This window comes from Ancylomarina euxina (assembly GCF_003863355.1).
GTDB classification, from domain to species: domain Bacteria; phylum Bacteroidota; class Bacteroidia; order Bacteroidales; family Marinifilaceae; genus Ancylomarina; species Ancylomarina euxinus.
In genome coordinates, this window is record NZ_QQWG01000003.1 from 150918 (window position 1) to 165316 (window position 14399).

Annotated in this window: 12 protein-coding genes; 6 read left to right on the plus strand and 6 right to left on the minus strand. The window is 35.4% G+C overall.

The annotated features are described in order from the left end of the window. Positions 1–141 precede the first annotated feature (141 nt). From DWB61_RS04430 to DWB61_RS04440, 3 genes are all read left to right on the plus strand, one after another. Positions 142–1917, plus strand: a complete 1776-nt coding sequence (locus DWB61_RS04430; RefSeq protein WP_125029686.1) for a chloride channel protein — start codon at positions 142–144, stop codon at positions 1915–1917. Between the two features lie 144 nt (positions 1918–2061). Beyond that, positions 2062–3054: a formimidoylglutamase gene (gene hutG / locus DWB61_RS04435; RefSeq protein WP_125029687.1), complete on the plus strand. Its 993-nt coding sequence runs from the start codon at positions 2062–2064 to the stop codon at positions 3052–3054. Between the two features lie 263 nt (positions 3055–3317). Further along, on the plus strand, positions 3318–4337 hold the full coding sequence (locus DWB61_RS04440; protein WP_125029688.1) for a LacI family DNA-binding transcriptional regulator: 1020 nt from the start codon (positions 3318–3320) through the stop codon (positions 4335–4337). Positions 4338–4406: 69 nt separating this feature from the next. On the opposite strand, the gene rlmN is transcribed toward DWB61_RS04440, so the two are convergent. Beyond that, positions 4407–5450 carry a dual-specificity RNA methyltransferase RlmN gene (rlmN, locus tag DWB61_RS04445; protein WP_125029689.1) on the minus strand — a complete coding sequence of 348 codons (1044 nt, stop codon included), beginning with the start codon at positions 5448–5450 and terminating at the stop codon, positions 4407–4409. A 48-nt stretch (positions 5451–5498) separates the two neighbouring features. Continuing rightward, positions 5499–6170, minus strand: coding sequence for a ferredoxin--NADP reductase (locus DWB61_RS04450; protein ID WP_125029690.1), 672 nt, complete (start codon positions 6168–6170; stop codon positions 5499–5501). Positions 6171–6454: 284 nt separating this feature from the next. Here DWB61_RS04450 and DWB61_RS04455 point away from each other — a divergent pair, with 284 nt between their 5' ends. Next, entirely contained in the window at positions 6455–7438 is a 984-nt protein-coding gene (locus tag DWB61_RS04455; protein ID WP_125029691.1) for a DUF4097 family beta strand repeat-containing protein, read from the plus strand. Positions 7439–7741: 303 nt separating this feature from the next. Here the strand turns inward: DWB61_RS04455 and DWB61_RS04460 are convergent, their stop codons facing one another. Further along, positions 7742–8602, minus strand: a complete 861-nt coding sequence (locus tag DWB61_RS04460) for an AraC family transcriptional regulator (protein WP_125029692.1) — start codon at positions 8600–8602, stop codon at positions 7742–7744. Positions 8603–8756: 154 nt separating this feature from the next. Between DWB61_RS04460 and DWB61_RS04465 the strand changes: the two genes are divergently transcribed. Next, complete coding sequence (locus DWB61_RS04465; protein ID WP_125029693.1) at positions 8757–9989, plus strand: sugar MFS transporter; 1233 nt, start codon at positions 8757–8759, stop codon at positions 9987–9989. Between the two features lie 10 nt (positions 9990–9999). Beyond that, positions 10000–10953 carry an ROK family protein gene (locus DWB61_RS04470; RefSeq protein ID WP_125029694.1) on the plus strand — a complete coding sequence of 318 codons (954 nt, stop codon included), beginning with the start codon at positions 10000–10002 and terminating at the stop codon, positions 10951–10953. Positions 10954–11025: 72 nt separating this feature from the next. Here the strand turns inward: DWB61_RS04470 and DWB61_RS04475 are convergent, their stop codons facing one another. The 3 genes from DWB61_RS04475 to DWB61_RS04485 form a co-directional block, all read right to left on the minus strand. Continuing rightward, positions 11026–12090 (minus strand): lysylphosphatidylglycerol synthase transmembrane domain-containing protein, encoded by a 1065-nt coding sequence (locus DWB61_RS04475; protein WP_125029695.1) that lies wholly within the window; start codon positions 12088–12090, stop codon positions 11026–11028. 265 nt (positions 12091–12355) lie between these two features. Then, positions 12356–13621 (minus strand): adenylosuccinate synthase, encoded by a 1266-nt coding sequence (locus DWB61_RS04480; RefSeq protein ID WP_125029696.1) that lies wholly within the window; start codon positions 13619–13621, stop codon positions 12356–12358. A gap of 298 nt (positions 13622–13919) precedes the next feature. Continuing rightward, entirely contained in the window at positions 13920–14375 is a 456-nt protein-coding gene (locus DWB61_RS04485; RefSeq protein ID WP_125029697.1) for a Fur family transcriptional regulator, read from the minus strand. Between the last annotated feature and the right edge of the window lie 24 nt (positions 14376–14399).

A 14399-nucleotide genomic window follows, 5' to 3' on the forward strand; every position in this document is an offset into this window, starting at 1 on the left:
AGATTCCTTAGTCTTTTTTATGTATTGCTCTCTACTAAGGTTTGCCTGACTCCAGTAGCCATCTGACCGATCGAATAGTTTATTGTAATTTTCCTAATTTTGTGAGGCCCAAATATCCTCAATAAAATAATAGCCAGCGTCATGAAGAATAAGAGTTTATTGTCCCGATTTTTAATTTGGAGAATGAAGCATATTAAAGAAAGACAGTTTGTTCTAATTCTTAGTTTTATCGTTGGTATCGTAAGTGGATTAGCGGCTTTGTTGTTGAAAACAACGATTCATCAAACCCATCACTTTTTAACTCATAATCTTCATGTAGATTCATTCAATCTATTGTATTTAGCCTATCCTACAGTTGGTATTCTACTTACTGTTTTGTTTGTGAAATTCTTTGTGAAGGATAATATTGGGCATGGTGTCACTCGAATTTTGTATGCCATTTCAAAAAATAACAGTCAAATAAAATCTCATAATAACTATTCTTCGATAATTGCAAGTACACTTACTATTGGTTTTGGTGGATCTGTAGGGGCTGAGGCACCTGTCGTTTTAACAGGGGCTTCGATTGGTTCAAATCTGGGACGCCTGTTTCATCTCAACTATAAAACTATCACTTTAATGGTGGGCTGCGGTGTAGCTGGAGCAATTGGTGGAATTTTTAAGGCTCCCATGGCGGGTATGGTCTTTACCCTAGAGGTACTAATGTTGGATCTAACCATGGCCTCTTTAATTCCATTGTTAATATCATCAATAACTGGAGCAAGTATTGCTTATTTTTTTATGGGTAAGGATGTCTTGCTATCCTATAATGTTACTGAGTCTTTTGTATTATCCAATTTCCCTTATTACATTTTACTTGGTATTTTCGCTGGTTTGGTTTCCTTGTATTTTACCCGGGTGGGGATGTATCTGGAATCTCAATTGGAACTGATAACGAATTCATATAAAAAGCTACTTCTTGGTGGAGTTACTCTTGGTATATTAATCTTTCTATTTCCACCTCTTTACGGTGAAGGATATACAACTATTCAATCCTTGTTAAATGGAAATATTGATGGTTTAGTAAATAATTCTGTTTTCTATTTCTTAAAGGACAATTACTGGTTGCTTTTAGGTTATGTGATTTTGGTTTTAGGATTTAAAGTAATTGCCTCAACCGTAACGACGGGCAGTGGTGGTGTAGGGGGGATTTTTGCTCCTTCGCTATTTCTGGGAGGTGTCTCTGGTTTTTTTGTGGCTCGTTTTATTAATGGTTTTAATTTCATCAAACTATCCGAAAGTAATTTTACTCTTTTAGGAATGGCGGGTATGATGGCTGGTGTGATGCATGCACCTCTTACAGCAATCTTCTTGATTGTTGAAATTACAGGTGGTTATGAACTTTTTGTGCCTATCATGATAACAGCTACTATAGCTTACCTAACCATTATGTACTTCGAACCGCATTCTATCTACACAAAACGATTGGCAAAGCGTGGCGAACTAATTACGCACAATAAGGATAAAGCTGTACTAACCTTAATGAAACTAGGGAAGGTGATTGAAACCGATTTACAGAAGATAGATCCAGATGCCAGTCTTGGAGAGTTGGTGAAGATCATTTCTCATTCTCACCGAAATATTTTCCCTGTTGTTGATGAGGAAGGAAAGCTATTAGGAATTGTTCTTTTGGATGATATTCGTCACATCATGTTTAACCCTGATATGTATGAAGAAACCTATGTTCGCAACTTGATGACAATGCCCCCAGCAATTCTTGATGCTGATGCACCTATGGATAAGGTTATGAAACGTTTTGAAGAAACAGGAGCATGGAATCTACCGGTAATAATGGATGGTAAGTATTATGGCTTTGTTTCTAAATCCAAGATTTTTAATGTTTATCGACGAGTTTTAGTTCATTTCTCTGATGAATAAAAATATAGTGTGTAGACACTTAAATATTCTCTAAATTTTTGATGCTTTAAATTGATTATTTGTAACATTGTCATGTTGTAAATACACTTGTTTATGCAAGTTGTTTTAATAATATTCTTGACACATTTAATTATTAATAAGCTCATGAACCCAAAACATTATCAGTGTATCCCTGAAGATTTCTGGAAAGGTCGAATTGATGATCTTGAGGATTATGATGCATTCCGTTGGCATCAGATTATTGAACCCATAAATTTATTGGAGGAGATAACGGTTGTAGCTGGCGGCTTTGGCTTGCTAGGTTTTTGTTGTGATAAGGGGGTGCAGAGAAATTTGGGACGTGTAGGAACATCGAAGGGACCCAGAAGTATTCGCAAAGAAATGGCGAATTTACCTTGCTCTTTTCCATCCACGACTAAGATTTACGATTGTGGTAACATTGTTGGCACTGACGGAAAACTAGAGGATTTGCAGGAGTCTCTTGCACATGCTGTTTACAAGATGCTGAAAAATGGTTTATTCCCAATCGTATTGGGTGGCGGCCATGAAATAGCTTACGGACACTATAAAGGAATCGACCGATTTCTTGAGGAAACAAATAGTGAGAGTCTTGGTATCTTCAATCTTGATGCTCATTTCGATATGCGTCCTTACGATAAGGGAACTAGTTCTGGAACGATGTTTGCCCAAATTGCCGATGATTGTAAGGCGAAAAACAAGCCGTTTAACTATATGGTTGCTGGTATTCAGCAATATGGTAACACAGTTAGTTTATTTAAGAAAGCAGATGCTTTAAAGGTGAAATACCTGATGGCTAAAGATATCAATTCAGCCAATATGTTTAATGTTGGGCAGGAGCTTTTGCGCTATGCAAAAAAACAAGAGAATATCTATTTTACCTTGTGTTCAGATGTTATTTCGTCAGCTTACGCTCCAGGAGTTAGTGCACCTCAACCATTTGGATTGCATCCCGAAATAGTATTGAAGTTGATAAAGATGATGATTCGATCGGGTAAGGTTATTGCTTTCGATATTGCAGAAATTGCGCCGCGTTTTGATGAGGATAGTCGCAGTTCAAAATTAGCAGCGATTATTGTTTTTGCTGTTATCAACTCCACTTTAGAGGAAAAAGAATAATATTATAAATTGTTATCCTTTTCAAAAAGGATAACAATCTGTTGTATATATCTGAATTATTTTATCTTTGTGTGTGTGTAGATTACATCGAATAATTTTTGGTGTTTATGATTTCCATGAGAGAAGCTTATTCTTATTAATTGTAATCATTAATCTTCACTTAATTAAAACAGTTGATCTTTTTATAGTAGAATTCATCCTTTCTCTTTTTAGAAGGCCAATACTTACAGACTTCAACGAAAATATGTTAAAAATTAAAGTCTATGGCAAACCGACCCGTAACAATTAAAGATATTGCTGAAAAGCTGAGTATCTCCGTTTCTACTGTCTCTCGTGCATTGAAGAATAATCCTGAAATTAGTTTACAGACTCGTGAAGCAGTTCAGAAACTAGCTAAAGAATTGAAATATCGACCAAATCCGCTAGCTGTTGCACTTAAAACTCAAAAATCTAATGCGATTGGAGTTGTTGTTCCTCAGATTGTGAGTTCTTTTTATGCATCAGTAGTAAAAGGTATTGAACAAGTTGCAGACGAACATGGTTACCAGATTTTTGTAAGTTCTTCTAATGAAAAATTGGAAAAAGAACAAAAAAATGTTGATGGATTTCTAAACATGAGAATGGATGGTATTATTCTTTCTTTATCTCGTGCTACAAATACTTACGATCATATTCATAAAATTAAGGAAATGGGAGTACCTATCGTTTTGTTCGATAGAACTTCTAAAGAATTAGATGTTTCTAAGGTTGTGGCTGATGATGCAGCAGCTGCTCATGCCGCAGTTACGCACTTATTGGAAGGTGGGGCTAAGCGTATAGCTTTCCTTACAGGACCAGAATACATGTTATATGGAGTCAATAGAATGCGTGGTTATAAGCAAGCTCTTTCTGACAAAGGCATTGACTTGGATGAAACCTTAATTTCGCGTTGTGAATTTACCGTAGATTCTGCAAAACAAGCAACTATGGATCTTCTTTCACGTAGTAATCGTCCAGATGCTTTCTTTGCCATCAACGATGAGTTGGCAATTGGTGCTATAATGGCTACTAAAGAACTGGGATTTAAAATTCCGGAAGAAGTTGCAGTCGTTGGATTCTCAAACAGTCGTCGTTCTCGTTACATGGAACCATCCATTTCTACAATGGATCAAAATCCTAAGTTAGTAGGGCGAGAAGCAGCAAACCTTCTATTTGAACAAATGGAAGATAAGCCTGATAGCGACAAGGTAAGAGAAGCTGTTGTACATGCTGATTTAATCATTCGTGCTTCATCTGAAAAGTAAGAAAACGAAATATAGAGTATAAAAAAATCCTGCCTTAAGAGCAGGATTTTTCAGTATTATCGTGTTATACTAGTAGTCTTTACTTTGTTGTTTGACTAGTTCCTTAGTTGATAATAAACCACAAGCAGCAAAAATATCCAAGCCTCTTGAGCGGCGGATAGTTGTTGTAATTCCTTTTTTGTTTAATAGATCTTTAAATTCTTCAATTGTCTCTTCATCAGATCCAAGTAGAGGCGAATTTGGAATAGGATGAAAACGAATCAGATTCATTCTGCATTTAATACCATCCAAAATCTTACACAATTCTTTAACGTGAGCAGGTGTGTCGTTTATTCCTTTGAACATGATATACTCAAAAGAAACTCTTCGTTGACGACCAAAATCAAATTCACGAATCATTTTGAGAACATCCTTTACGGGATAAACGTTCTGAACTGGCATCAGTTTCTTTCTCTCATCGTCAAAAGGCGTGTGTAAGCTGACAGCTAAGTGACATTCACTTTCGTTCAAGAATGTTTTCATACCTGGAATAATTCCAATGGTAGAAACAGTAATTCTTCGTGGACTCATAGCCATGGCGTAATCGGCAGTCAATATTTCAAGAGACTTCATTACCTCAGGTACATTATCAAGAGGTTCTCCCATACCCATATAAACGATATTGGTTAGCTGATGCCATTCTGGCAAAGAACGGACCTGATTGATGATATCACCTGCCTTAAGCTGACCTTGAAAACCTTGCTTACCTGTCATACAAAATAAGCAGCCCATTTTACATCCAACCTGCGACGAAACACAAAGGGTTGCTCTGTCATCATCAGGAATATAAGCCGTTTCGATAAACTGATTAGGCATATTGGTTGGATATAAATATTTCTTTGTCCCATCAACAGAACATTGTTCTTTTATAGTTGCAGTCAAACCAATATCGAAATTGTCTTTTAGGATAGTTCTTGCTTTCAAAGACAAGTTTAGCATTTCATCAATACTCGTTATGTCTTTTTTATAAAGCCAGTCAGCAATTTGTTTTGCTGTGAATTTAGGAAGTTTTAGATCTAATACAACTTGGGTTAATTCTTCCAATGTTTTTCCTAATAGTATTTCTTTAGCCATCTGGTAATAGTAAATTTTATTTGTGTTTGAGACACTCTCAATCTTCCATTAGAAATAGATTTCCGCAACAATCTTATTAAACGGAACACCTTTGTCAATTAGCAAATCTCTAACTTCGACAACCATTTCAGGACTGCCGCAAAGGAAATATCTACAATCTTCAGGGAAAATCTCAATATCCTGCAAATATCGGGTTAATCTTCCATTATACAAACCCTCACCTTCTTCTTGAGAGCAACATCGAATATAGTTGCCTTTAAGAACTGGACGAAATTCTTTTTCGAAAAAGAAAGAGTGAGTAAATCGTCCACCATGAATTAATTTTTTGTCAGCTATTAAACCTGAGCGAAACATGGATGCAAAGGGTGCAATTCCAGTTCCTGAAGCAATCCACCATGAAGGACTTTCATCATCAATAAAATCACCCTCGGGAGGCGTCATGAATATGGTTGAACCATCTTTGTGTTCGCTTAGTCTTGGGGTTAACCAACCATCGTCTTTCACATTATAGAGAACTTGAATTGTATGATCATCTGTTCCACTAGCAATGGTGTAAAGTCTAGGTGCAACATCCATATCAGTGGTAATGCCAATGTATTGGCCAGATTTAAAATCCAAGTTTCTTTTAATCTTTAATACAAAAACACCAGGTGCGATTTCTCTATTTGATACAACAATGCTTTCGGTTAATTTTTGTTTCGTTTTTATATCTGTTGACATACGCTTTATGTATATAATGTAATTGCAATCTTTTAATACTCTAATACAAAGATAATATAATTTAGAAGACGTCTAAATAGTAATTTATAAATATTAAGAAACTTATATGGTTCGTTGATGATTGCTTATATTTTTTTTCAATAGCTTGAGTTCTGATTCTTTGAAATAGTTTTTCCATCTAGAATTGTAACTATATGTTTACTTCTTGCGTCCTATGTAGAGTTAAGTGTGTCTAAGAATTGATGCTTAATACTGGATAGATCATTAATCTAAAAAACATTGATATGAAAATCAGAAAGATGAATATGAAGCAATTATTGACCCTTGTAGGGATCCTTTTTATGCCATTTTATAGTAATTCTCAAACGATATATGCTGAAGCAGATACTAAGTATGACGGAATTGAAAGAGTCGAGGTTGAAGGCCGATTTGCTGATGTGAAAATACTGGGTACAGGTGAAGATGGCGTTGAATTAAAAGGAATTATCCGAGGAAAGTTAAGAGGAAGCAACGATTTTGAAATTAAACACCGTCAGGAAGGTACGGTTTTAAAGGTTTGGATAGAAGCTCCAAGATCCATAATGGGCAGATTTGAGGCGCAATTGAGCTTTAAAGTTCCTTATTCAATGGATGTGGATATTACCAATTCATCCGGGGATATTTATATAGAAGAAATAGTTGCTGAACAGATGAAATTGAAAGCGACTTCTGGTGATATTGTAATCAAGAATGTTGAATCTCTTCTGACGACTACAACAACATCAGGTGATTTAGAAATAAATTATTTGAAAGGAGCGATTTCAGCTACATCAACATCTGGTAATCAAAAATTTAATCATATTAGAGCAAGTGTTTCTACTGTTGCAACTTCTGGAGATCTTTTATTTTTTGATGTTGTTGGTGATTTGAGCACTAGGACAACTTCAGGAGATTTACAGTTTGAAGGTATTGATGGAAGTTTATCAAACGTGTCAACATCTGGGAACCTAATCATTAATAAGGCCAAAACGAGGCTTGATCTTCTTACGACTTCTGGTGATATAAGTGGTGATGAAATTGAACTCATTGGAGATTCAAAATTTAAATCAACTTCAGGAGACATATCGATTGATTTTGCTAATGATTTAGATGGAATGAGTTTCGATTTGAGAGCTTCTTCCGGAGATTTAAGAGCTGGCAGACATTCTGCTGAAGGAAAACTTTATATGAAACATGGTGATGTTTGGGTCTATGGACATAGTAGTTCCGGAGATCAAAACTATCGTTAAGATAAAATTATTTGAATTTGTGTGCGATTTTGGACAGTGGTTGTGACAAAGTCGAACACTTTTGAGAATAAAGATTTTATGAATTGTAATCTTGTGTGTTGTTAGTTAGTGTTTTGGCATTTTTGGTCTGGTTGTTGGTTAACAAAAGTGGAACCATAGCTCATAAAAGGTTAATTCCTTTGTTGACTTTGGGAGTGGTGTCCCAAATGATGGTTTTAATAGTATAATTAATTGGTTTTCTTTGAAAGTGGCTGCTGACTTTTGTCAGCGGCCTCTTCTATTTTATAGAGGTTAGGCTTTACTTTAGGATTGTTTTTTAACTTCTTGTGGAGTTAGTCCTGTGTGTGATTTAAACTGTTTGTTAAAATATGACGGACTGTTAAAACCACATTCATAAGCAATCTGAGCCATGCTGAGTTTTCCTTCCACTAAAAGTTTAATTGCATAATTAATTCTCATCTCATTTAGAAATTCCGTAAATGTTTTATTTGTTTTTGATTTAATGAATCGGCAAAAAGCTGTTTTACTCAAATGTGCCACTTTAGCAGCTGCTTCTAAATCAATCTTTTGTTGGAAGTTTTTACTGACGTATTCGTAAATTTGATACAATTTTTGATTACTGGAATGTTTAAAACTTTCAACAAATGCTTCGGATGCTAGATTACTCAAGTCCTCAGAGTTTGATAGGACATTTAATAGTTGCAGAAGTAGGATGATACGTTCAGGTCCTTTTGAATCGTGCAGATTTTCAAACAGTTCTACCATTCTTAATTTTGTTTTGCCATGAATACGAAATCCCCGTGTCGAATTTTTGAGGAAGAACTTAAGTTTATGAAACTCGGGTAAATCTAATAATCTATCTCCTAATATCTCTTTCTTAAAATGGATGACTTTGGCAGTGACAAATAGGTTAGGATTTTTTGTGTAATATGAATCCTCATTTTTCATTACGTGAGGGATGTTTGGGCCAAGAAAAATCATATCTCCATCAGTAAATTTATCGATACAGTCCCCAACGATTAACGTACCTTGACTCTTTTCGATATAAATTAATTCAAATTCAGGGTGATAATGCCATGGTACAATAATATGTGGTAAGACATCAATTTTCGATCTAAATGAATAATGTGTGTTTAAAGGAACTTCTTCAAGAAATAAAGCCATGATTGAATATTAAACAAAATTGTACTTAATTGTTATCGTTGGATGCATAATTTAATATTAGTGCAAATATAGTGTTATTAAATGGTAACATATTACCATATTTCTTTCAGTAATTATTGAAGCTTTGTCGGGAAGAAACTTTAAAACTAGCATTATGGTATCAATAAGTACAAGAATGAGTCAGGCAGGTAGTCAAGCTGAGGGCAAGCCTATGAATTTAAAAGCAGCATTAGGATTACTCACCTCATTATTTTTTATGTGGGGTTTTTTAACCTGTATGAATGATATATTAATTCCTCATTTGAAAGGCTTATTCGATTTGACCTTTACTCAGGCCATGTTAGTCCAATTCACTTTCTTCGGTGCTTATTTTTTGATGTCGCTGCCAGCGGGTCGAATTATTAGCAGGATTGGTTATAAATCGGGTATTGTCTTAGGATTATCAGTTGCTGGTATAGGCGCTCTCCTGTTTTATCCTGCGGCTTCATTCTTATCCTATGGATTTTTTCTTTTTGCTTTTTTTGTTTTGGCTTGTGGTATTGTCATCCTTCAAGTTGCTGCAAATCCTTTTGTGGCTGAGTTGGGAAGTCCTGAAACAGCACCTAGTCGTTTAAATTTAACACAAGGATTTAATAGTTTAGGTACAACAGTTGCTCCTATGTTTGGGGCCTATTTGATATTAGATAATAATAGTGACGATTTGATAAGCCAGGCTTCTGCTGTCCAAATGCCTTATATTGGTTTGGCTGTGGCATTAGGACTAATTGCATTGGTATTTGCTTTTGTAAAGCTACCAAAGATTATAGATGCTGAGGAGCAAAAAGCAGAAGGATCCGCTTGGAATCATTCCCATTTAGTTTTGGGTGCACTGGCCATTTTTATGTATGTAGGAGCTGAGGTTTCTATCGGGAGTGCTCTTGTTAGTTATTTGGGTAGTGATGCTCTAAATTTGTTTGGTGAGGCTCAAGCGGCCGGCTATGTTTCCATTTTTTGGGGCGGAGCAATGGTCGGAAGGTTTATCGGATCAGCTATTATGCACAAAATATCGTCTAATAAATTATTAGCTTTTAATGCTATAATGGTTGTGGTTCTTGTTTTAATAAGTATGATGACAGAAGGTTATATCGCATTATGGAGTATTGTTTTAGTTGGCTTGTTTAATTCTATCATGTTTCCTACTATCTTTACGCTCGCAATTGATGGTTTAGGACAACATACCAGTCAAGGTTCAGGTATCCTATGCTTAGCAATTGTAGGAGGAGCAATTGTTCCACTATTAATGGGAGTTTTGGCTGATAATTTTGGTCTTCAGAATTCATTTATTATTACCGTTTTGTGTTATGCCTATATTTTCTATTATGCAGTAAAAGGTTTCAAACACAATTAATTTTATTAGAATGAAAGAAATTGCATTAGGAATTGATATTGGAGGAACTAACACTGTTTTTGGTTTAATAGATAGAGAAGGTATTTGTATTGCTGAGGGGACCTTGCCAACTCAGAAGCATGCCGATGTAGAGGATTATATCGATGAGTTGTTTCAGGCAATTAATACTGAAAAAGAGAATTTACCTTACGATGTAGATATAAAAGGGATTGGGATTGGTGCTCCTAATGCGAGTTATTATACGGGTACTATCGAAGATGCAGCAAATTTACGATGGAAGAAGAGTATTCCTCTTGCAAAATTGGTTAAAAAAAGATTAGACGTTCCTGTTTATATAACCAACGATGCGAATGCTGCAGCTATGGGCGAGAAAGTTTTTGGTGCTGCTCGCGATATGAATAATTTTATGGTGATTACTCTTGGTACTGGATTAGGTAGCGGGATTTTTGCTAATGGAGATGTGCTTCATGGTCATGATGGTTTTGCAGGAGAAGTAGGACATATGATTGTTCGTAAAAGTGGACGTGAATGTGGTTGTGGACGTAAAGGCTGTTTGGAAACCTATGTTTCGGCTACAGGAGTGAAAAGATCGGTCTATAAATTATTAGCCAGACATAGTGGCGATAGTGAATTGAGAGATATCCCATTCAATAAATTAACGGCTAAAATGGTTGCTGAAGCGGCTAATCGAGGGGATGAAGTGGCTAAAGAAACCTTTACTTATACGGCTACAATTCTAGGGGAAGTTTTAGCTAATGTCGTTGCAGTTACTAGTCCAGAGGCTATTTTCCTTTTTGGTGGTTTAACAAAAGCAGGAAATATCTTATTTGATCCCGTTCGAGAGACTTTGGAGAAAAATCTCTTATCAATTTATAAGAATAAAATTAGAGTGCTTCCTTCTGGATTAAAGGATAATGCAGCTGTTTTAGGTTCTGCAGCTTTAGTCTGGAATAAGATGAAATAAGTATTTAAGATATCGCTTTAAGCGACGTAGAATAGCTCCATCTCATTGTGTAATGAGGTGGAGTGTTTTTATTTAGAAGTTTTTCTTGATCCATTTAGGGAGCATGTACATCCCAATAAATAAATATGGGTAATAGGAAATCAATCGCCAAATTAAAGCTAAGGTGATGGTGAGTCCTGCTTCAGGAATAAAATCTCCCAAATATTGTGTAAAGACCCACTCTGAAAATCCACTTCCACCAGGTGTAGGGCTTATTAGCATCATGATCCACATAAGAAGTTGGCGTGCAAAAATCATGATATGATCCAAGGTGGTATAGTCGCAACACCAAAAGGCTAACAATATTGAATTAACAACCCAATAACGTGCTGTCCAGGAACAAAAACTTGCAAAAAAGGCTTTCATCCAGAATTTGTAATTTTTGTTTTTCAAATCTTTTGAACTTTCAATAATATCTGTTCCGGTTTGATTTGCTCCCTGTTTCCACTTTCGAAGGATGGGCAGTTTAAATATCCATAATAATAACCACTTTAGTCCACGAGGATTTTTGAAAAGTCCATAACTCAATACAATTAAGTAGGCTAGTTTTAGCATGTAAGCTCCTAGAATCAGAAGTATAAGAGAAGATGTTAGAGAGGATGTGTTTTCTGTATCGAGTAAAAAGAGTTGTTGCCAATCCAAAATAAAAAGAATTAAGGGAAGCATGATGATGAAATAAAGCTCGTCGAGGAAAGAGGTAGCCATAACAACAGCTGAGCTTTTTCCTAAGCTTAAACCTTCTTTATTTAGGTAAAGAATAGCAAAGGAAGTTCCTCCAATGGCTGATGGTGTAACAGCAGATGTAAATTCCCAGAGCATTATAATACGGAAGGTCTTTCTCCAGGAGAATTCATTTCCGGTTAATATTCTTAATCTGGCCATATAGCCAAAATCACGAAGTGCCATCATAAGGAGAGCGACGAGTATTCCTACAAGGGTAAGCCAGGAAAATTCGACTAAATCAAATGTTCCGGGTTTGAAATCTTTTACAAGCAAATAGATAATTACCACAAAACCAATCAAAATAGGCCAAATTACACGTTGGGGACGTATGGCTTTGAGTAATTTCTTCTGGTTCGTGATATTATTCTGCTCCATTAGATAAAATTCTATTCAAATTATTGATTAAATCTGGATCTGACTTTCAAACTTAATCAATAATAATATAAAGTCTAGGAGACTTTGACTTAAATATTATGATTTTCTGATTAAGAATTTATGCCTTGAATATTTTTCAATTTTAATCAAACTGCTGTGCAAAAAAAATCCTCTACAACTTCAAGCTGAAGTCGTAGAGGTTTTAGTTTTATTTATCACAGGTTAAATCCAGGATTCTAATTTGAATCAGGTGACCTAACAAGTCTTATTTTCTTTCGATAGTTTGTGATCTGTTCGGACCTACAGAAACAACAGTGATAGGTACACCAGTCGCTTTTTCAATGAAGTCAATATAGGCTTTAAAATCCTCAGGGAATTCATCTTCGTTTGACATTGAAGTCATATCAGTGTTCCATCCTTTGAATTCGGTGTAAACAGGTTCAATAGCATCAGTCATTTCGTAAGGAACATAGTCGATTTCTTTTCCATCAAGTTTGTAACCAGTACAAATTTTAATTGTATCAAATCCGTCTAATACATCCGATTTCATCATGGTTAATTGAGTTACCCCATTAATCATGATAGAATATTTTAAAGAAACCATATCTAGCCAACCGCAACGTCTTTCACGCCCCGTTGTAGAACCAAACTCATTCCCTTTATTTCTTAATTCTATGCCTACTTCATCAAAAAGCTCAGTTGGGAATGGACCCATACCAACGCGTGTGCAGTATGCTTTGAAGATTCCAATAACTTCACCAATTCTATTTGGAGCGATACCTAATCCTGTACATGCACCAGCACAAACAGTGTTTGATGAAGTAACGAATGGGTATGAACCGAAATCAATATCAAGAAGAGTACCTTGTGCTCCCTCAGCAAGAATTGATTTACCATTTTTAAGGCTATCGTTTAAGAATTGTTCGCTATCGATTAGCTGGAATTCTTGAAGTAACTTGATTCCTTCGAACCATTCAGTTTCATACTCTGATAAATTGTATTCAAAAGAATAGAACTTATTTAGCATATCGCCATGCTTCTCAACCAAAGCTTTATACTTTTCATCGAAATTAGTTAGAATATCACCAACTCTTAAACCATTTCGACCGGTTTTATCCATATATGTTGGACCAATACCTTTAAGAGTAGATCCAATCTTAGATTTTCCTTTTGCAGCTTCAGAAGCAGCATCTAGAATTCGGTGTGAAGGTAAAATTAAGTGAGCTTTCTTAGAGATGAAAAGATTCTTACTCAAATCAATACCAATTGCTTTGATACCTTCGATCTCCTTTTTGAAAATTACAGGATCAATTACAACACCATTTCCAATAACGTTTAATTTATCATCACGAAAAATTCCCGATGGAATTGTATGTAAAACGTGCTTGATCTGATTAAACTCTAGAGTGTGTCCAGCATTTGGTCCACCTTGGAATCGAGTTATAATATCATACTTTGGAGTAAGTACATCTACAATTTTGCCTTTTCCTTCATCTCCCCACTGGAGGCCTAAAAGTACATCAACTTTCATAGGGTAATAATTTGATCTGATTTATCGAATAGAACTAAGAATTCAGGCAGAATATTGGCCATAAATAGTATCATTCATCGACAAATAATTTGAATAAAACGGTTGATTATAACCCAGCAAATACATGCCAATTGAGGAAAGTATTAGCTGAGAGTATTGTTTGATGTTAACAGCTAATTGTTAACGGTCAAAGGTAATAAATATTTTAGATTAGAGAGTGACTTGTTGAAAAATCACAAGCTAGAATAAAAAAAGCCCTTATTAATAAGGGCTTTAAAATATATCGATTGTTGATATCTTAGTTGTCTTTTTTTCTACACTCTTGGCATGTACCATAAATGTAAAGAGAATGGTGAGATACTAAGAAGTCCATATCATCAGAAACATTGTTACGAACATCTTCTAGGCGAGTATCACAGAACTCTAGAACTTTACCACATTTAGTACAAATTAAGTGATCGTGCTTGTTGCTATCGTAAGCTTTCTCGAATTGAGCAATGTTTTTTCCAAACTGATGCTTAATTACAAGTTTGCAATCTAAAAGGAGATCGATAGTATTGTAAAGAGTTGCTCTACTTACACGATAATTCTTATTCTTCATAAAAATGTAAAGAGACTCAATGTCAAAATGACCTTCACGCGAATATATTTCGTCAAGTATGGCATATCTTTCAGGTGTTTTTCTGTGTCCCTTCTTTTGAAGGTAATCAGTAAACATCTTTTTTACAATTTCTTTTGTGTCTTCGCTAATCATACTTTTAAAGCTATATTACTATCT

Coding starts and splice junctions, on each gene's coding strand:
- DWB61_RS04460 (WP_125029692.1), bottom strand. CDS start 8,602: ATGGCTTTATTTCTTGAAGAAGTTCCTTTAAACACACATTATTCATTT.
- DWB61_RS04485 (WP_125029697.1), bottom strand. CDS start 14,375: ATGATTAGCGAAGACACAAAAGAAATTGTAAAAAAGATGTTTACTGAT.
- DWB61_RS04430 (WP_125029686.1), top strand. CDS start 142: ATGAAGAATAAGAGTTTATTGTCCCGATTTTTAATTTGGAGAATGAAG.
- DWB61_RS04480 (WP_125029696.1), bottom strand. CDS start 13,621: ATGAAAGTTGATGTACTTTTAGGCCTCCAGTGGGGAGATGAAGGAAAA.
- DWB61_RS04440 (WP_125029688.1), top strand. CDS start 3,318: ATGGCAAACCGACCCGTAACAATTAAAGATATTGCTGAAAAGCTGAGT.
- DWB61_RS04450 (WP_125029690.1), bottom strand. CDS start 6,170: ATGTCAACAGATATAAAAACGAAACAAAAATTAACCGAAAGCATTGTT.
- DWB61_RS04475 (WP_125029695.1), bottom strand. CDS start 12,090: ATGGAGCAGAATAATATCACGAACCAGAAGAAATTACTCAAAGCCATA.
- rlmN (WP_125029689.1), bottom strand. CDS start 5,450: ATGGCTAAAGAAATACTATTAGGAAAAACATTGGAAGAATTAACCCAA.
- DWB61_RS04455 (WP_125029691.1), top strand. CDS start 6,455: ATGAAAATCAGAAAGATGAATATGAAGCAATTATTGACCCTTGTAGGG.
- hutG (WP_125029687.1), top strand. CDS start 2,062: ATGAACCCAAAACATTATCAGTGTATCCCTGAAGATTTCTGGAAAGGT.
- DWB61_RS04470 (WP_125029694.1), top strand. CDS start 10,000: ATGAAAGAAATTGCATTAGGAATTGATATTGGAGGAACTAACACTGTT.
- DWB61_RS04465 (WP_125029693.1), top strand. CDS start 8,757: ATGGTATCAATAAGTACAAGAATGAGTCAGGCAGGTAGTCAAGCTGAG.